This window comes from Mesorhizobium sp. B2-3-6 (assembly GCF_006442305.1).
Classification (GTDB): domain Bacteria; phylum Pseudomonadota; class Alphaproteobacteria; order Rhizobiales; family Rhizobiaceae; genus Mesorhizobium.
The window spans coordinates 1-17,126 of record NZ_VFVW01000008.1; the positions used below are offsets into that span (position 1 = coordinate 1).

Annotated in this window: 15 protein-coding genes; 11 read left to right on the forward strand and 4 right to left on the reverse strand. The window is 63.2% G+C overall.

Annotated features, from left to right (window positions below; all coding sequences use genetic code 11):
• The 5 genes from FJ953_RS30700 to FJ953_RS22045 form a co-directional block, all read left to right on the forward strand.
• On the forward strand, window positions 1–228 hold a 228-nt coding region (locus FJ953_RS30700; RefSeq protein WP_210242382.1), incomplete at its 5' end, for a hypothetical protein.
• 15 nt (window positions 229–243) lie between these two features.
• Entirely contained in the window at window positions 244–990 is a 747-nt protein-coding gene (locus FJ953_RS22030; RefSeq protein ID WP_140625060.1) for a cytochrome c biogenesis CcdA family protein, read from the forward strand.
• A 157-nt stretch (window positions 991–1,147) separates the two neighbouring features.
• Entirely contained in the window at window positions 1,148–2,506 is a 1,359-nt protein-coding gene (gene glmU, locus FJ953_RS22035) for a bifunctional UDP-N-acetylglucosamine diphosphorylase/glucosamine-1-phosphate N-acetyltransferase GlmU (protein WP_140625061.1), read from the forward strand.
• Window positions 2,507–2,680: 174 nt separating this feature from the next.
• Window positions 2,681–4,504: a glutamine--fructose-6-phosphate transaminase (isomerizing) gene (glmS, locus tag FJ953_RS22040; protein ID WP_140560900.1), complete on the forward strand. Its 1,824-nt coding sequence runs from the start codon at window positions 2,681–2,683 to the stop codon at window positions 4,502–4,504.
• A gap of 93 nt (window positions 4,505–4,597) precedes the next feature.
• The gene (locus FJ953_RS22045) at window positions 4,598–5,350 is read left to right on the forward strand and encodes a DUF502 domain-containing protein (protein WP_140525397.1); all 753 of its coding nucleotides are present in this window, start codon (window positions 4,598–4,600) and stop codon (window positions 5,348–5,350) included.
• Here FJ953_RS22045 and recG read toward each other — a convergent pair.
• Window positions 5,302–7,410 (reverse strand): ATP-dependent DNA helicase RecG, encoded by a 2,109-nt coding sequence (recG, locus tag FJ953_RS22050; protein ID WP_140564469.1) that lies wholly within the window; start codon window positions 7,408–7,410, stop codon window positions 5,302–5,304. The genes FJ953_RS22045 and recG overlap by 49 nt on opposite strands.
• A gap of 92 nt (window positions 7,411–7,502) precedes the next feature.
• Here recG and FJ953_RS22055 point away from each other — a divergent pair, with 92 nt between their 5' ends.
• From FJ953_RS22055 to FJ953_RS22065, 3 genes are all read left to right on the forward strand, one after another.
• A complete protein-coding gene (locus FJ953_RS22055; RefSeq protein ID WP_140498959.1) occupies window positions 7,503–7,790 on the forward strand; it encodes a succinate dehydrogenase assembly factor 2 in 288 nt (95 codons plus the stop codon).
• Window positions 7,791–7,801: 11 nt separating this feature from the next.
• Window positions 7,802–11,299 (forward strand): transcription-repair coupling factor, encoded by a 3,498-nt coding sequence (mfd, locus tag FJ953_RS22060; protein ID WP_140625062.1) that lies wholly within the window; start codon window positions 7,802–7,804, stop codon window positions 11,297–11,299.
• 136 nt (window positions 11,300–11,435) lie between these two features.
• Entirely contained in the window at window positions 11,436–12,809 is a 1,374-nt protein-coding gene (locus FJ953_RS22065; protein ID WP_140625063.1) for a 3-deoxy-7-phosphoheptulonate synthase class II, read from the forward strand.
• Window positions 12,810–12,854: 45 nt separating this feature from the next.
• Here FJ953_RS22065 and FJ953_RS22070 read toward each other — a convergent pair whose 3' ends face one another.
• On the reverse strand, window positions 12,855–13,925 hold the full coding sequence (locus tag FJ953_RS22070) for a diguanylate cyclase (protein ID WP_140625064.1): 1,071 nt from the start codon (window positions 13,923–13,925) through the stop codon (window positions 12,855–12,857).
• A gap of 323 nt (window positions 13,926–14,248) precedes the next feature.
• Between FJ953_RS22070 and FJ953_RS22075 the strand changes: the two genes are divergently transcribed.
• Together FJ953_RS22075 and FJ953_RS22080 are read left to right on the forward strand one after the other, a co-directional pair.
• Window positions 14,249–14,668 (forward strand): GFA family protein, encoded by a 420-nt coding sequence (locus FJ953_RS22075; protein ID WP_140625065.1) that lies wholly within the window; start codon window positions 14,249–14,251, stop codon window positions 14,666–14,668.
• 77 nt (window positions 14,669–14,745) lie between these two features.
• Window positions 14,746–15,105, forward strand: a complete 360-nt coding sequence (locus FJ953_RS22080) for a diacylglycerol kinase (RefSeq protein WP_140557810.1) — start codon at window positions 14,746–14,748, stop codon at window positions 15,103–15,105.
• A gap of 22 nt (window positions 15,106–15,127) precedes the next feature.
• Here FJ953_RS22080 and FJ953_RS22085 read toward each other — a convergent pair whose 3' ends face one another.
• Window positions 15,128–15,715, reverse strand: a complete 588-nt coding sequence (locus FJ953_RS22085) for a DedA family protein (RefSeq protein WP_140498949.1) — start codon at window positions 15,713–15,715, stop codon at window positions 15,128–15,130.
• Entirely contained in the window at window positions 15,712–16,272 is a 561-nt protein-coding gene (locus tag FJ953_RS22090; RefSeq protein WP_140625066.1) for a DUF1003 domain-containing protein, read from the reverse strand. The genes FJ953_RS22085 and FJ953_RS22090 overlap by 4 nt, the downstream gene beginning before the upstream one ends.
• A gap of 89 nt (window positions 16,273–16,361) precedes the next feature.
• Here FJ953_RS22090 and FJ953_RS22095 point away from each other — a divergent pair, with 89 nt between their 5' ends.
• Window positions 16,362–17,078 carry a DNA-3-methyladenine glycosylase I gene (locus tag FJ953_RS22095; RefSeq protein WP_140525391.1) on the forward strand — a complete coding sequence of 239 codons (717 nt, stop codon included), beginning with the start codon at window positions 16,362–16,364 and terminating at the stop codon, window positions 17,076–17,078.
• The last annotated feature ends 48 nt before the right edge of the window (window positions 17,079–17,126 follow it).

The window sequence follows — 17,126 nt, forward strand, 5'->3', positions numbered from 1 at the left end:
ACCTCGGCCTCCTTCCAGGCCTCTGCTGCGAAAGACGCGGCGGTGCTGAGCAAAAGCGCGGCCAACCCTAGTGTCACGGTTTTCATCGAAATCTCCCTGCTGATCCGAGGATGCGCGGCAATCGCGGCCTCGCTCGATCAACGCGCAGGCACCGACGTTTATTCCCGGGCATGCCAACACAATGGTGATTGGCAGAGGGCCCCGGGCGTCGCTATATCGGCGCCGTAAAGTCGGAGTTCTGGAATGGCACTCGATATAGGCTATGTCAGCGCGGTCGGGGCAGGGGCGATCTCGTTCCTGTCGCCTTGCGTGCTGCCGCTCGTGCCGCCCTATCTCTGCTACATGGCCGGCGTGTCGGTCGACGATTTTCGCGGTAATGCCGGAGCGGCAGCCAAAGCCGGCGCCCGCACCGCGCTGCTTTATTCCTCGATTGCCTTCGTGCTCGGCTTCTCGACCGTGTTCGTCGCGCTGGGCGCCGGCGCCTCGACCATCGGCCGCCTTCTGCGCGTCTGGCAGGAGCCGCTGGCAATGGGCGCCGGCGTGCTGATCATCCTGATGGGGCTGAATTTCCTCGGTATCCTGCGTATTCCGCTTTTGTCGCGCGAGGCGCGTTTCCAGTCGCAGGGCAAACCGGCAAGCGCGGTTGCGGCCTATGTCATGGGACTGGCCTTCGCCTTCGGCTGGACGCCGTGCATCGGCCCGGTGCTGGGGCCGATCCTGACGCTGGCCGGCGGCCGCGAGACAGTGGGCGAAGGCGCATTGCTACTCGCCGCCTATTCGCTCGGCCTCGGTATCCCATTCCTGATCGCGGCACTGTTTTCCGGCGCCTTCATGCGTTTCCTCGGCAAATTCCGCGTCCATCTCGGCCGCGTCGAGAAGGCGATCGGCGCATTGCTGGTCGTCGCCGGCGTGTTTTTCCTCACCGGCGGGGTGCAGGCCGTGTCGTATTGGCTGCTGGAGAATTTTCCGCTGCTGGGCCGGCTGGGATAAGGCTGTCGGTATCGGGTGCGCACAAGATTGAACCTGTGACCCGCTGATTAAGAGTCGGCTGCTCACCATCTCACCGGAATTTAACCGCATTGGTGCAGCATGGCGCCCACTGCTAGCATGATTTGATTCCCAACGCTTTTCCTATGGTTGTCCTTCCATGAACCAGAGAACATGCCTATCCGTCATCCTCGCCGCCGGCGAAGGCACGCGCATGAAGAGCGCGCTGCCCAAGGTGCTGCACCAGATCGCCGGGCTGCCGATGGTCGCGCATGTGGTCAAGGCGGCCGAGGCAGCGGGCGCCGGCGACCTTGCGCTGGTGATCGGCCACGGCGCCGAGGAGATGCGCAAGGCGGCGCAGAAATTCGCGCCGGAGGTAGAGGCTTTCGTGCAGGAAAAGCGCCTCGGCACTGCGCATGCGGTGCTTGCCGCGCGCGCTGCTATATCAAAAGGTTACGACGATATCCTCGTCATGTTCGGCGATACGCCGCTGATCGATCCGGACGCCCTCACGGCCGCGCGCCTGAAGCTGGCGCAAGGTGCTGCCGTCGTGGTCATCGGCTTCCGCACGGCGAACCCCACCGGCTATGGCCGCCTGATCGAAAAAGGTGGCAAGCTCGTCGCCATCCGCGAGGAAAAGGACTGCTCCGACGAGGAGAAGAAGATCACCTTCTGCAATGGCGGGCTGATGGCGATTGCCGGCAGCCAGGCGATGAAACTGCTCGACGCCGTCGGCAACAGGAACGCCAAGGGCGAATACTATCTCACCGATATCGTCGAGCTTGCCAGCAACCAGGGCCTCGATGTCGTCGCCACCGAAGCCAGCTTCGAGAATGCGCTCGGCATCAACAACCGCGCCGAGCTGGCACAAGCCGAAGGCATCTGGCAGGCACGCCGTCGGCACGAAGCGATGCTTTCGGGCGTGACGTTGATCGCGCCAGAAACGGTGTATTTCTCGCACGACACCGAGATCGGCGCCGATACTATTGTCGAGCCGAACGTCTGGTTCGGGCCCGGTGTGAAGATCGCAGGCGGCGCCAGGATTCACGCCTTCAGCCATATCGAAGGCGCCATCGTCGCCGCTCATTGCGATGTCGGCCCCTTCGCGCGGCTGCGGCCGGGCGCCGATCTCAAACAGAAAGCCAAGGTCGGCAATTTCTGCGAGGTCAAGCAGGCCGTCATCGAGGAGGGCGCCAAGGTCAACCATTTGACCTATATCGGCGACGCGCGGGTGGGCGCCGGGGCCAACATCGGCGCCGGCACGATCACCTGCAATTATGACGGCTATCTGAAGCACTTCACCGATATCGGCGAGGGCGCCTTTGTCGGATCGAATTCCTCGCTTGTCGCGCCGGTCACCATTGGCAAGGGCGGCTATATCGCCTCGGGCAGCGTCATCACCGAAAGCGTGCCCGACGATGCGCTGGCCTTCGGGCGCGCCCGCCAGAAGACGATCCCCGGCAAAGGCAAGGAATTGCGCGAGCGCTTCGCGTCGGCCGCGGTTGCCAAAAAGAGGTAAAACCGGTCTTCAAAAACTGAACGATTGCAGTAACTGGATTGCAAGTGCGCTGTGTCATGATGCATGCGTACGAGACTGTTCCCATTACACGGAACGAAACGCAAAGTAACTTTCGCGAGAGCCCGGCAATCCGTAGATAGCGCCGGGTTCTGCCGGGGATTGGGGACTGTCTGCATGTGCGGTATCGTTGGAATTGTCGGCCATTCGCAGGTTGCGCCGCTCATCGTCGATGCGCTGAAGCGGCTTGAATATCGAGGCTACGATTCGGCCGGCGTCGCCACCATAGAGAAGGGGGCGCTTGGCCGCCGCCGCGCCGAAGGCAAGCTGGTCAATCTCGAACGCCGGCTGAAGGACGAGCCGCTCGACGGCACGATCGGCATCGGTCACACCCGCTGGGCCACGCATGGCGTGCCGAACGAGACCAACGCGCACCCGCATTTCTCCAATGGCGTCGCCATCGTCCACAACGGCATCATCGAGAATTTCGCCGAGCTGCGCGACGAACTGATCCGCGACGGCTATTCCTTCTCGTCGCAGACCGACACCGAGGTCGTCGCGCATCTGGTGGCGCGGGAAGTCGCGAAAGGCTTGAAGCCGGTCGATGCCGCGCACAAGGCGCTCAAGCGGCTGGAAGGCGCCTTTGCGCTGGCGATCATGTTCACGGGCGACGAGGACCTCATCGTTGGCGCTCGCAACGGCCCACCGCTGGCGGTCGGCCATGGCGACGGCGAGATGTTCCTGGGCTCCGACGCCATCGCGCTTGCCCCGTTCACCAATTCGATCACCTATCTGGAAGACGGCGACTGGGCGGTGGTGCGCCGCAGCGGTGTCGCCATCTTCGACATCGACGGCGAAAAGGTCGACCGCAAGCGCCAGCAATCGCTCTCGACCAGCTTCATGGTCGACAAGGGCAATCGCCGCCACTTCATGGAGAAGGAAATCCATGAGCAGCCGGAGGTGATCTCGCACACGCTGGCCCATTATGTCGATTTTGTTTCCGGCGTCTCCAAGCCGCTCGACCTGCCGTTCGACTTTGCTACGATTAACCGGCTGGCGATTTCGGCCTGCGGTACCGCCTATCTCGCCGGACTGATCAGCAAATACTGGTTCGAGCGCTATGCTCGGCTGCCGGTCGACATCGATGTCGCCTCCGAATTTCGCTACCGCGAAATGCCGCTGTCGAAGAACGACGCCGCCTTCTTCATCTCGCAATCGGGCGAGACCGCCGACACGCTGGCCTCGCTGCGCTATTGCCGCAAGGCCGGCATGAAGATCGGCGCCGTCGTCAACGTGCGGGAATCGACCATGGCGCGCGAATCCGACGTCATCTTGCCGACGCTGGCCGGGCCGGAGATCGGTGTCGCCTCGACCAAGGCCTTCACCTGCCAGTTGTCGGTGCTGGCCTCGCTCGCCGTCCGGGCAGGCGTGGCGCGCGGCACGATTTCACGGGACGAGGAAAAGTCGCTGGTGCGAGCGCTTTCCGAGGCGCCGCGCTATGCCAACCAGGTGCTCAAGCTCGAAGAGCAGATCGAACGGATCGCGCGGGACCTGTCGCGCTACAAGGACGTGCTCTATCTCGGACGCGACACCAATTTCCCGCTCGCCATGGAAGGCGCGCTGAAGCTCAAGGAGATCTCCTACATCCACGCCGAAGGCTATGCCGCGGGCGAGTTGAAGCATGGCCCGATCGCGCTTATCGACGAGAACATGCCGGTCATCGTCATCGCACCGCATGACCGCATCTTCGAGAAGACGGTGTCCAACATGCAGGAGGTGGCGGCGCGCGGCGGCAAGATCATCCTGATCACCGACGCCAAGGGCGCCGCGCAGGCGAGCGTGAAGACGATGGAGACGATCATCCTTCCGGACGTGCCGGAAATCATCTCGCCGATCATCTACGCGCTGCCGATCCAGATGCTGGCCTATTTCGCCGCCGTTTTCATGGGCACCGACGTCGACCAGCCGCGCAATCTGGCGAAATCGGTGACGGTGGAGTAGGCGTTTTTTAAACAGGTGCTTTAAAAACTTCGCAGTTCCAAAGCGGCTTCCGGTTCACTAGTGTTTGCGCTGCAACTCGCGCCCCGGTGAACCATGTCAGATGCTCTCAAGACCTCCGGCATGACCCGGCTGAGGAACTATTTCCTCACAGGCTTCGTCGTCTGCGCGCCGCTGGCGATCACCGCCTATATCGCGTGGTCCTTCATCGGTTGGGTGGATTCCTGGGTCAAACCCTATATTCCGGCACGCTACAGTCCCGATACCTATCTGCCGTTCCCGGTTCCGGGGTTCGGGCTGATCGTGGCGCTCGTCTTGATCACGCTGATCGGGTTCATGACCGCCAATATCGTCGGCCGCGCCATCGTCAATTTCGGCGAGCGCCTGCTTGGCCGAATGCCGCTGGTGCGGGGCATCTATCGCTCGCTGAAGCAGATTTTCGAAACCGTGCTGTCGAACAAAGGTGACATGTTCCGCCAGGTCGGCTTGGTCGAATATCCGCGCAAGGGGGTGTGGTCGCTGGTGTTCGTGGCCAGCGAGAAGGAAACCGAGATCAACCAGAAGCTTGACCAGGAAGGCGATCCGCTGACCGCTGTCTTCATGCCTTGTACGCCCAATCCGACGACGGGCTTCCTGATGTATGTGCCGAAGTCGGACATCGTGCTGCTCGACATGACGATCGAGGATGGCGCCAAGCTGATCGTCTCGGCCGGGCTGGTGGCGCCGGAGGTGAAAACGAAGCTGGTGACACTGAATGGCGAGCCGATCACCGGCACCCTGGCCAATCCGCCGCTCGGGCCTTATCCCGCCCGCAGGAGCCGCACCGCCTCGTCGCGGCCGAACAAGTAGAGCAGCAGGCGCAGCGCTTCGCCGCGCTCGGTCTGCAGGTCCGGATCACGCGACAGGATCAGCCTTGCGTCATCGCGGGCCGCTTCGAGCAGGTCCGCATGCGCCTCGATGCGCGCGACCTGGAAGCCCGGCGTGCCGGACTGACGGGTGCCAAGCAATTCGCCTTCGCCGCGCAGCTTCAGGTCCTCCTCGGCGATCACGAAACCATCCTCGGTCTCGCGCATCACCGACAGGCGCCGCTTGGCCGTTTCGCCGAGCGGATCCTTGTAGAGCAATACACAGGACGAAGGCTTGTCGCCGCGCCCGACGCGGCCGCGCAACTGGTGCAGCTGGGCGAGGCCGAAACGTTCGGCGTGTTCGATGACCATGATGGTCGCGTCCGGCACGTCGACGCCGACCTCGATGACGGTTGTGGCAATCAGGATACGTGTCTCGCCCTGCTTGAAGGCGCGCATCGCTTCGTCCTTCTCGGCGCCCTTCATGCGGCCGTGGACGAGGCCGATCCGGTCGCCGAACAGCGGCTTCAGGGAAGCAAAGCGGTCCTCGGCCGACATCAGCTTTATCTCTTCGGATTCTTCCACAAGCGGGCATATCCAGTAGATTTTCTGACCGCCGGCCACCGCTTCCACCATGCGATCGACGAGTTCGTCCAGCCGCTCAAGCGGCAGCGTGACGGTGCGGATCGGCTGCCGGCCGGCCGGCTTTTCCGTCAGCTTGGAGACGTCCATGTCGCCGAAGGCGGTCAGCACCAGCGTGCGCGGAATGGGGGTTGCTGTCATCACCAGCATGTCTGGCGCGTCGCCCTTGGCGGTGATGGCAAGCCGCTGGTGAACGCCGAAGCGATGCTGCTCGTCCACGACGGCAAGGACGAGGTCGTGGAACGCCACCGTTTCCTGGAACAGCGCGTGGGTGCCGATGACGATGTCGATCTCGCCGCCGGCCAGTCCCGCCAGCGTTTCGGCGCGTTCGCGGCCCTTTTCGCGACCGGTGAGGATGGCCGTGCGCATGCCTGCCCGTTCCGCCAAAGGGGCGATCGTCGCCAGATGCTGGCGCGCCAGGATTTCGGTCGGCGCCATTAGGGCAGCCTGGCCGCCAGCCTCGACGGCACGCGCCATGGCCAGGAGCGCAACGACCGTCTTGCCGGAGCCGACGTCGCCTTGCAGGAGGCGCAGCATGCGCTCGGGGTCGGCGAGGTCTGCATTGATTTCGGCGAGCGCGAATTCCTGGGACGCGGTCAATGTGTAGGGCAGGGCCGCGCGCAGCTTGTCGACGATCCGGCTGTCGCCGGTGAGCGGCCGGCCGGACAGCCTGCGGACCCTCGACCGGACCAGGGCGAGTGACACCTGGCCCGCCAGCAACTCGTCATAGGCGAGGCGCCGCCATGCGGCGCCTTCGATGGCGACATCGATCGGGTCCGCGGGATGATGGATGCGGGCCAGCGCGTCACCGAAAGACGGGAAACTCTGGCGGCGCATGAAAGCACCATCCTGCCACTCAGGCAGTTCCGGCAGACGGCCGAGCGCCTGGCCGATGGCGCGGCGCAGCACCTTGGCGGACAGCCCCGCCGTGAGCGGATAGACCGGCTCGACCAGCGGCAGGTTTTCGGCGTCGCCGGCCAAGGCGATATGATCCGGGTGGACCATGGTCGGGCGCCCGTTGAACCATTCCATGCGTCCGGAGACCACGACATGCTCGCCCACAGGCATCGATTTTTCCAGATAGGCAGCATGGGCGTGGAAGAAGGTCAGCGCCACTTCGCCGGTATCGTCATGGGCGTAGACCCGGTAAGGCACCGACCTGTTGCCGCGCGGCGGCGGCTGGTGGCGGTCGATGCGCAGGTCGAGCGTGACAATGGCGCCTTCGGCCGAGCCGGCAATGCCCGGCCGGTTGCGGCGGTCGATGACGGTATGCGGCAGCACGAACAGAAGATCGCCGGCGCGCGCCGCTCGGTCGCCGAGATCGGCCGCGACGACTTTTTCGATCAGCGCACCGACCTTCGGCCCGACACCGGCGAGCGACGTGATCGGGACGAAAAGCGGGTCAAGGATGGAAGGACGCATGATGTCAGCTTATGTCGCGACGGCTGCAGCGCAAGGCTGACAGCCTCTTCTATCCACGCTATATGCGCCGCAGCAAGCGAGGATGCGGCACAATGACGGGAACGAAACGATCAAGCGAGGGGCTCGACGCCCGCCGCCGCAAGCTCTTGTTTCGCTCCTGGCACCGCGGCATGCGCGAGATGGACCTTATCCTTGGCACCTTCGCCGATGCTGAGATCGGCGCCTTGACCGGCGATGAAATCGACCAATATGAAAAGCTCCTCGATATTCCCGACACCGAGTTCCTGCCCTTGATCACCGGCGAACGTCCTGTTCCCGCCGAAATTGATTGTGCGGTCCTGCAAAAAATCATGGCTTCACGCCGGACAATGACCTTTTGAAGAACGCTTCCATGAGCCTCATTCCCACCATCGGCTTGCCGAAAGGCCGTGCCGGCCAGTTCATCGTCGACGGCGTCGCCGACGGCTATGAAGCCTTCGCGCTGGTGCAGGCGGCGCGCGAGATCGCGCCCGACAAGCCGGTGCTGTTCGTGGCGCGCGACGGGCAGCGCCTGCCGGCAATCACAGAGGCGCTGGCCTTTGCCGCTCCCGGCCTGCCCGTGCTGGAACTGCCCGCCTGGGACTGCCTGCCCTATGACCGCGTCTCGCCCGGCTCGGATGCGGCCGCCCGGCGGCTCGACGCGCTCGCCGCCATGATCGCGCTGGCGAGGAAGCCGCATCGCGCCGTCATTCTCACCACCGCCAATGCGCTGCTCCAGCGCATTCCGCCCGCGGATCTCATCGAGGCGCAGACCTTTCACGCCAAACCTGGCAACCAGATCGATATGAACGCGCTGGTGTCGCGGCTGGAGACATCGGGCTTCGAGCGGGTGCCGACGGTGCGCGGCATCGGCGAGTTCGCCGTGCGCGGCGGCATCCTTGACCTGTTCGCGCCTGGCTGGACCGAGGCGCTGAGGCTGGATTTTTTCGGCGATACGCTGGAATCGATCCGCGTCTTCGACGTGGCCACGCAGCGCACCACCGGGCAGCGCAAGTCCATGGCGCTGCAGGCGATGAGCGAGGTGGCGCTGACGCCCGAGACGATCAGCCGCTTCCGCCGCGCCTATATCGAAGCGTTCGGCGCGCCGTCGCGTGACGATGGGCTTTACGCCGCGGTCAGCGAAGGCCGGCGCTTCGCGGGCATGGAACATTGGCTGCCGTTCTTCTACGAGCGGTTGGAGACCGTGTTCGACTATCTGCCGGACACGCCTGTCGTTTTCGACCATCTGGCGCATGAAGCGCTTGCCGAACGCCACACGCTGATCCTCGATCACTACGAGGCGCGCAAAAAGCAGGCCGAAGGTGCGCTGAAGGACGCGGTGCCCTACAAGCCGGTGGCGCCGGACCTGCTTTACCTCTCGCCGGAAAATCTCGTCGCTTCTCTCGGACCGCGCGAAGCGATCGACTTCACCGCCTTCGACGCACCGGATGCGGGAGCAAGAAAGGTCTTCCACGCCGGCTCGCGCCATGGCCGCAGCTTCGCGGAAGAGCGCGCCGACCCCAACGTCAATGTCTTCGACGTGGCGGTGAAGCACATCGCCGACGAACGCGCGGCACGCCGCCGCGTCATTGTCGCCGGCTGGACCGAGGGCTCGCTCGACCGGCTCGGCCAAATTCTCGCCGAACATCGTCTGGGCAATCTTGCGCCGGTGGCGACCTTGGCGGAGGCGGAGAAACTCGAGCCGGGGCAGGCGGCATTGGCCGTGCTGCCGCTGGAATCCGGTTTCGAGACCGAAAGACTGGTCGTCGTCGCCGAACAGGACATTTTGGGCGACCGGCTGATCCGGCGCTCCAAGCGCAAGAAGCGCGCGTCCGACTTCATTGCCGAAGCCTCGGCCCTGTCGGCTGGCGACATCGTCGTCCATGCCGACCACGGCATTGGCCGCTTCATCGGCCTGCGCACAATCGAAGCCGTCGGGGCGCCGCATGATTGCCTGGAAATCCACTATGCCGGCGACGACCGGCTGTTCCTGCCGGTGGAAAACATCGAGCTCCTGTCGCGCTACGGCTCCGATACAGCCGAGGCGACACTCGACAAACTCGGCGGCGGCGCCTGGCAATCGCGCAAGGCGCGGCTGAAGAAACGCCTGCTCGACATGGCCGGGCAGTTGATCCGCATCGCCGCCGAACGGCAGATGCGCGCTGCACCCCCGCTGGTGCCGGCGGAAGGCCTCTATGGCGAGTTCGCCGCGCGCTTCCCCTATGAGGAGACCGATGACCAGCAGACGGCGATCGATTCCGTCAGGGACGATCTGGCGGCCGGCAAGCCGATGGACCGGCTGATCTGCGGCGATGTCGGTTTCGGCAAGACCGAGGTGGCGCTGCGCGCCGCCTTCATCGCGGCGATGGAAGGGTTCCAGGTGGCGGTCGTCGTGCCGACAACCCTGTTGTCCCGCCAGCATTTCAAGACCTTCTCGCAGCGCTTTTCCGGCCTGCCGATCCGCGTCGCCCAGGCATCGCGGCTGGTCGGCGCAAAGGATCTGGCAGAGACCAAGAAGGGCATTGCCGAAGGGACGGTGGATATCGTGGTCGGCACCCACGCGCTGCTCGGCAGCGCGATCTCGTTCAAGAATCTCGGCCTACTGATCATCGATGAAGAGCAGCATTTTGGCGTCAAGCACAAGGAACGGCTGAAGGACCTGAAGACCGACGTCCACGTGCTGACGCTGTCGGCGACGCCTATCCCGCGCACGCTGCAACTGGCATTGACCGGCGTGCGCGAACTGTCGCTGATCGCCACGCCGCCGGTCGACCGCATGGCGGTGCGCACCTTCATCTCGCCCTTCGATCCGCTGGTCATTCGCGAGACGTTGTTGCGCGAGCGTTATCGCGGCGGCCATTCCTTCTATGTCGTGCCGCGCATCAGCGATCTGGCGGAAATCCATGATTTCCTGAACCAATCCGTGCCGGAACTGAAGGTGGCGGTGGCCCATGGCCAGATGCCGCCGGGCGAACTCGACGACATCATGAACGCCTTCTACGACGGCCAGTACGACGTTCTCTTGTCGACCACCATCGTCGAATCCGGCCTCGACATCCCGACCGCCAACACGCTGATCGTCCATCGCGCCGACATGTTCGGCCTGTCGCAGCTCTATCAGTTGCGCGGCCGTGTCGGGCGCTCGAAGGTGCGCGCCTACGCACTGTTCACACTGCCGGCCAACCGCAAGCTGACCGACACCGCCGAACGTCGGCTGAAAGTGCTGCAGTCGCTCGACACGCTGGGCGCCGGCTTCCAGCTCGCCAGCCACGACCTCGACATCAGAGGCGCAGGCAATCTGCTCGGCGAAGAGCAGTCCGGCCACATCAAGGAAGTCGGCTTCGAGCTCTACCAGCAGATGCTGGAGGAGGCGGTCGCGGAGGTGAAGGATTCCGGCGAGGTGCTGGATGGCGGCTGGTCGCCGCAGATCGCCGTCGGCACGGCGGTGATGATCCCGGAGAGCTATGTGCCGGACCTGCAGCTCAGGCTGGCGCTCTATCGGCGCCTCGGCGACCTCGAGAGCACCGAGGAAATCGATGCTTTCGGCGCCGAGCTGATCGACCGTTTCGGCCCGCTGCCGGAGGAGGTGAAGCATCTGCTCAAGATCGTCTTCATCAAAGCCCTCTGCCGCAAGGCCAATGTCGAGAAGCTCGATGCCGGGCCGAAGGGCGTGGTCATCCATTTCCGCAAGCGCGAGTTTTCCAACCCGGTCGGACTGGTCAAATTTATCGGCGAGCAAGGCTCGTTGGCAAAGATCCGGCCGGACCAAAGCGTCGTCTTCACCCGCGACTGGCCAACGGCGGAAAAGCGTTTGGCGGGCTCGGCTGTCGTCATGACGCAACTGGCGCGGCTGGTAGAGAAGGCGGCGTAGCCAGCCCGGCCCATTCGCCAGCGCTGAAATTCCGGTCTAGAATAGGAAATCGGCTTCGTGTATGGAGCCGCCACCCCACATGGGGGCTGGAAATGGCGGGCGAGGGTGCTTGCCGGAAAGAGCGTTGGGTGCAGCGATGACGAAATGGTCGCCGAATTCGTGGAGGGCAAAGCCGATCAAGCAGGTCCCTGCTTATCCGGACCTTGCCGTGCTGAAGAACACGGAGGCCCAGCTCGCCACCTTTCCGCCGCTGGTTTTTGCCGGCGAGGCGCGCAAGCTGAAGAAGCAACTGGCCAGCGTTGCCGCCGGCGAGGCGTTCCTGCTCCAGGGCGGCGACTGCGCCGAGAGCTTTGCCGAACATGGCGCGGACAACATCCGCGACTTCTTCCGCGTCTTCCTGCAAATGTCGGTGGTGCTGACCTTCGCCGGTGCGCAGCCGGTGGTGAAGATCGGCCGCGTTGCGGGCCAGTTCGCCAAGCCACGCTCGTCCGACAACGAGACCAAGGGCGAGGTGACGCTGCCGAGCTATCGCGGCGACATCATCAATGGCATCGAATTCGACCTCAAGTCGCGCATTCCCGATCCTGCCCGCCAGGAAATGGCGTACCGTCAGTCGGCGGCAACGCTCAATCTTTTGCGCGCCTTCGCGCAGGGCGGCTACGCCAGCCTGGAGAATGTGCATCGCTGGATGCTCGGCTTCGTCTCCGACAGCCCGCAGGCCGAAAAATACGAGTCGCTTGCCAACCGCATCACCGAGACGATGGATTTCATGCGCGCGGTCGGCATCACCTCCGAAACCAATTTCGCGCTGCGCGAGACTGATTTCTATACCAGCCACGAGGCGCTGCTGCTCGGCTATGAGGAAGCGCTGACGCGTGTCGATTCGACCTCCGGCGACTGGTACGCGACGTCTGGCCACATGATCTGGATCGGTGACCGCACCCGCCAGCCCGACCATGCGCATGTCGAATATTGCCGCGGCATCAAGAACCCGCTCGGCCTGAAATGCGGCCCGTCGCTGACGCCGGACGGCTTGCTGGAACTGATCGACCTGCTCAACCCCGAGAACGAGCCAGGCAGGCTGACGCTGATCGCGCGCTTCGGTTCCGACAAGGTCGCCGAGCATCTGCCGAAGCTGGTGCGGGCGGTGCAGAAGGAAGGCCGTAGCGTCGTCTGGTCGTCAGACCCGATGCATGGCAACACGATCGAGGCGGCCGGCTACAAGACGCGGCCGTTCGACCGCATCCTGAAGGAGGTGCAGACGTTCTTCGAGGTGCACCGCGCCGAAGGCACGCATCCGGGCGGCATCCATGTCGAGATGACCGGCAAGAACGTGACTGAATGCACTGGCGGTGCCCGCGCCATCACCGCCGAGGAATTGCAGGACCGCTATCACACCCATTGCGACCCGCGCCTCAATGCCGACCAGGCCATCGAACTGGCGTTCCTGGTGTCGGACCTGCTCAAGAAAAGCCACCCGGTGCAACACAAGCAGGTCGCCAACGGCTGACCCCCGTCCAAAGCAGTTCACAGGAAAAGCGCTTCCTGCGAAAAATCAGTCTTGCTTGTAGAGCAGCCAGCTCTTGCCGGCGCGGCCCGCCATCGTCGAATGCCTGGTCACGCGGTTACGTCCGCTGACCTTTGAGCGGTAAAGCGCCCGGTCTGCCTTGCTGTAGAGGTCTTCAGGGCCCTCGGCTTCGGATGCCATGCAGATGCCCATCGAGACGGTGACGGTGCCGTAATTCATGCCGGTCTGGCTGCTGGTGAAAGGCGATTGCTCGATCAGCGCGCGAATGCGTTCGGCGATTTCGTAGGTGGCGTCCTCGCTTGCGCCCTCGACGATCAGCGCGAATTCCTCGCCGCCGGTGCGGGCGACGAACATGTCGGCGCGAATGCTGGTCTGGAATATATCGGCGATGATCTGGAGGATCTTGTCGCCGACGGGATGGCCGTACCTGTCGTTGATGTCCTTGAACCGATCGATGTCGGCGAGGATCAATGCATTGAACAGGATGCCTTTGTTGCTGTTGTAGATCCTGGTGATTTCCTTGTCGAAGGCGCGACGGTTCCAGATTTGCGTCAGGGGGTCGGTGTCGGCCAGGCGCTTGTATTCCTCGAGCTTCGACTTGACGCTTTCCAGTTCCTCGGTCTTGTCGCTGAGCGTCGAGGCAACTTGCCGGCCATGATCGATCGTCGAATTGGTGGCGACCGCCATGGCGTTGACGATCTTCTGCAGAACATCCGGCGACAGCAGGCTGTTTCTGCCGAGTCCGCTCGACGTTTCGTTGAGGATCCTGCCGTATTTCTCGATGTGGCTGCGCTCGCTCCTCAGCAGCGAAGCGATGTCCTCAAGTTCATTGGCGATGACTTCCCTGGCGTGCTCGACGATGCCGGAGCCATGGTTCTGGGCAAAGAAGGCGCGTCCGATCCGGTCGAGGTCGTCCTGTGTCGGTCGGCCGCTCAGCGACACGACGGCAAGGCTGAGCTCGCGATTGGATCCGCTCAAGGCCTCGTAGAAGATCTCGTAATTGCGTGGCAGGCCGAGCACGCCGAGCTGGCGCATTGTGGCGAGGACGGTGCTCGCAATATCGGTGCTTCGTTCGCTCTGGGCGGCTGCCGGCTGCATGTTCTGTTCACTCTTCCCCGGGAACACGCTGCATTCGCAGGCATCCAATGTCGCCGACCTGGGGAACGCTGGCCATTCCAGTCCATCTTGCGAAGAAGGCGCGTCCCCACTCACGACTTTCGCTTGCGAGGATCATAGATGCAGCAGCGCTAAAGTTTCCTTAATCCGCTGAATCCGGCCTGTTTTTCGCTGATTCCGGCTTTACACGCCTTCATCCGTGAACAAACAATTCCCGAGCGCGCCAAATGCATGTCGCATTTTCTTGCGCGCAGCCACCGAAAAGCTGGGATCCTGTCAGCAGCGATTTCTTTTGGGATGGTGCGATGAGTGAAAATCATACGGGATCGTGTCTCTGCGGAGCGGTTCGCTTCAGGACGCGAGGGCCGTTGCGCGGCGTCATCTATTGCCATTGCTCGCAATGTCGCAAGCAGAGTGGACATTTCTATGCCGCAACCAATGTCCCGGACGCCAATATCGATATCGACGGCGCCGACAACATCAGCTGGTATGAGGCGTCCGCCTTCGCCGGGCGCGGTTTTTGCAAGACATGCGGATCGCTGCTTTTCTGGAAACCGCGGGACGACGCCTATGTTTCGGTTCTGGCGGGATCGTTCGATGAACCGACAGGCCTCGAGGGCCAATGCCACATATTCGTGGGTGACAAGGGCGATTATTATTCTATCGACGACGCGCTGCCTCAATTCGAGAAGTCGACCCCATCGGTGAAGGTCGCCGACGAATGAATTTTGGGTGAGCCAGCTTATTCCATTGATCGGGCCATTGCTTTATCCCGTGCCGGTGATTCGCAAAGGGGTTTGGCATGCAGCGGCTGATCGACGCTTATTTCAACTCGCTGCGGGCGTTCCGCAAGCTGGCCGCAACTGAAAAAGCTTTCCAGCAGGAGCTGGCGCTGCTCGCCCTTGCCCTTCCGATCGGCTGGTTCGTTTCGGTGTCGTGGCGCGGCTACGCGCTGCTGATCGGCGCGGTGCTGCTCCTGATCATGGTCGAGGTGCTGAACACCGGCATCGAAGCGGCCTGCGATGCCTTTAGCCGCGAATTCAATGTCGACATCCAGCTGGCCAAGGACTGCGGTTCGCTGGCGGTACTGATCTCCGTGGCGATCGTCGCCGGCGTCTGGGGCATCGCGATCATCGAGCGTATCGTCGGGCTGCCGATCTGAGCTTTCGACCGCCGGCCGGCGGTCAGTTTTCCCTGGCGCGTTCCTTTCGGGCGAAATGGCGGGCGATGAGCCAGGCGAGTACGGCCACGGCCAGGCCGATAGCCAGGCCCACCAATATCCGCTCATGGCGAAGCAGCGCCTGGCCGATGAAATGCTCGGCGCCCAACCCGAAGACATAGCCGATGGTGCTGAACAGCACCGCCCAGACTGCCGAGGAAATGGCGTTCAAGACGATGAAGCGGGGTGCGGCGATGTTCGACAGGCCGGCCGCGATGCCACCGACCAGGCGCATGCCATAGACGTAGCGGTTCGACAGCACGAAGATGTTGGGATGGGTGTTGAGCAGACGATAGGCGCGGCGGAAGCCGGGCCGCTTGCGCAACCCGACGACATAGCGATGGTCCGCGAAACTTCTCCCCAGGATGAAGAAGCAGGTGTCGCCGGCGAAGGCCCCAAGCGCTGCCACGACGACAGTCTGCCAGAGGACGAAGATATGCTGATGGGCGAAGAAGCCACCGAGTATGGCGGCACTCTCGCCCTCGGCGACACAGCCCAGAAAAACGGCGATCAGCCCGTATTGTTCGATGAAATGATGGATCGCGTCGCTCATGACGGCGATTGCTGCGACAGCCTCTCGTCGATCCGCTTGACCAGTTCGGCCAGCCGCACGATCTCGTCGCGCATGCCGATGATCTGGCCGTGGCGCATTTCGTCCAGCTTTTCATGCAGCGCCATGATCTCGATCTCGGCCTTCAGATTGACCTCGTAGTCGTGGGCGGCATCGATGCGGTCGCGCTCGGTCTGGCGGTTCTGCGCCATCATGATCACCGGCGCCTGCAGCGCCGCGACCATGGACAGGACGAGATTGAGGAAGATGAACGGGTAGGGGTCGAAGGCGTCGCGCGCCAGAAGCCAGGCATTGGCTGATGTCCAGACGATCAGGAAGGCAATGAAGCCAAGGATGAACGACCAGGAACCGCCGATGCGGGCGATGCTATCGGCAAGGCGGTCGCCAAAGGTCTGGTGGAAGGCGACGGCCTTGTTGGTGTCCCTCGAGATCGTGGTGCGCTCGAGCGTCGACTGCAGCACCCGGTTCTCCAGGGCACTGAGACCGTCTGGCTTTCGTCTCAGCCAGCGGTTCGCCAGATCGTCGATTGTCTTGTTCATGGCCGTCTCCAAGGGCTTGGCTGGCGATAGAGGTAGAGGCTGCCGGGCCGCGCGGGAAGTGCTAGATTTGATGGGAACCGGAGGGACTTATGGTCGACTTCAAGAAAATTCGCGCTCGCGCCGCAAAGCGCAAGGGCGGCGAGGAGGAACTGGTCTCGCTGCTCGGGCCGATTCCCGACAACGCCGCCGTGGCCGACATCGGCGATGACCGTATCCTGTCGACGATGGCCGAGCGCGTCTTCGCCGCTGGTTTCGTCTGGCGCGTCATCGAGCAGAAATGGCCCGGATTCGAAGAGGCGTTCCTGCGCTTCGAGCCGAAGCGGTTGCTGTTCCAGCCTGACGATTTCTGGCATGAACTGGCATCCGACCAGCGCATCGTGCGCAATCCGCAGAAGATCAAATCCGTTCGCGACAACGCTGCCTTCGTCGAGCGCGTGTCAAAAGAGCATGGCGGCTTCGGCACATTCCTCGCCGAGTGGCCCGCCGACGACCAGGTCGGGCTGATGGCCTATCTCGGCAAGCATGGGAGCCGGCTCGGCGGCAATACCGGCCAGTATTTCCTGCGCTGGCTGGGTTGGGACGCCTTCGTCATTTCGGCCGACATGGCGGCCGCCCTTCGCGATGCCGGGCTTGATATCGCCGAAAGCCCGACGTCGAAGAAGGATCTCGACAAGATCCAGGCCCAGGTCAACCGTTGGGTTGCGGATACCGGCCTGCCGCGCCGGCACATTTCGCGCATCCTGGCGATGTCGATCGGGGAGAACCATTCGCCGCAGGCGCTGCGCGACTATATGGGCAACGACTGATGTCGAAATTGGCCCAAGCAAACGCCATTGCGGGGCGAATTTTGCCGC

Bases quoted from the DNA above. Each gene is read 5' to 3' on its own strand.
- FJ953_RS22030 (WP_140625060.1), top strand. From the start codon at position 244: ATGGCACTCGATATAGGCTATGTCAGCGCGGTCGGGGCAGGGGCGATC.
- FJ953_RS22055 (WP_140498959.1), top strand. From the start codon at position 7,503: ATGACGGGAACGAAACGATCAAGCGAGGGGCTCGACGCCCGCCGCCGC.
- recG (WP_140564469.1), bottom strand. From the start codon at position 7,410: ATGCGTCCTTCCATCCTTGACCCGCTTTTCGTCCCGATCACGTCGCTC.
- glmS (WP_140560900.1), top strand. From the start codon at position 2,681: ATGTGCGGTATCGTTGGAATTGTCGGCCATTCGCAGGTTGCGCCGCTC.
- FJ953_RS22085 (WP_140498949.1), bottom strand. From the start codon at position 15,715: ATGAGCGACGCGATCCATCATTTCATCGAACAATACGGGCTGATCGCC.
- FJ953_RS22045 (WP_140525397.1), top strand. From the start codon at position 4,598: ATGTCAGATGCTCTCAAGACCTCCGGCATGACCCGGCTGAGGAACTAT.
- FJ953_RS22080 (WP_140557810.1), top strand. From the start codon at position 14,746: ATGCAGCGGCTGATCGACGCTTATTTCAACTCGCTGCGGGCGTTCCGC.
- FJ953_RS22095 (WP_140525391.1), top strand. From the start codon at position 16,362: ATGGTCGACTTCAAGAAAATTCGCGCTCGCGCCGCAAAGCGCAAGGGC.
- FJ953_RS22065 (WP_140625063.1), top strand. From the start codon at position 11,436: ATGACGAAATGGTCGCCGAATTCGTGGAGGGCAAAGCCGATCAAGCAG.
- FJ953_RS22090 (WP_140625066.1), bottom strand. From the start codon at position 16,272: ATGAACAAGACAATCGACGATCTGGCGAACCGCTGGCTGAGACGAAAG.
- FJ953_RS22070 (WP_140625064.1), bottom strand. From the start codon at position 13,925: ATGCAGCCGGCAGCCGCCCAGAGCGAACGAAGCACCGATATTGCGAGC.
- FJ953_RS22075 (WP_140625065.1), top strand. From the start codon at position 14,249: ATGAGTGAAAATCATACGGGATCGTGTCTCTGCGGAGCGGTTCGCTTC.
- mfd (WP_140625062.1), top strand. From the start codon at position 7,802: ATGAGCCTCATTCCCACCATCGGCTTGCCGAAAGGCCGTGCCGGCCAG.
- glmU (WP_140625061.1), top strand. From the start codon at position 1,148: ATGAACCAGAGAACATGCCTATCCGTCATCCTCGCCGCCGGCGAAGGC.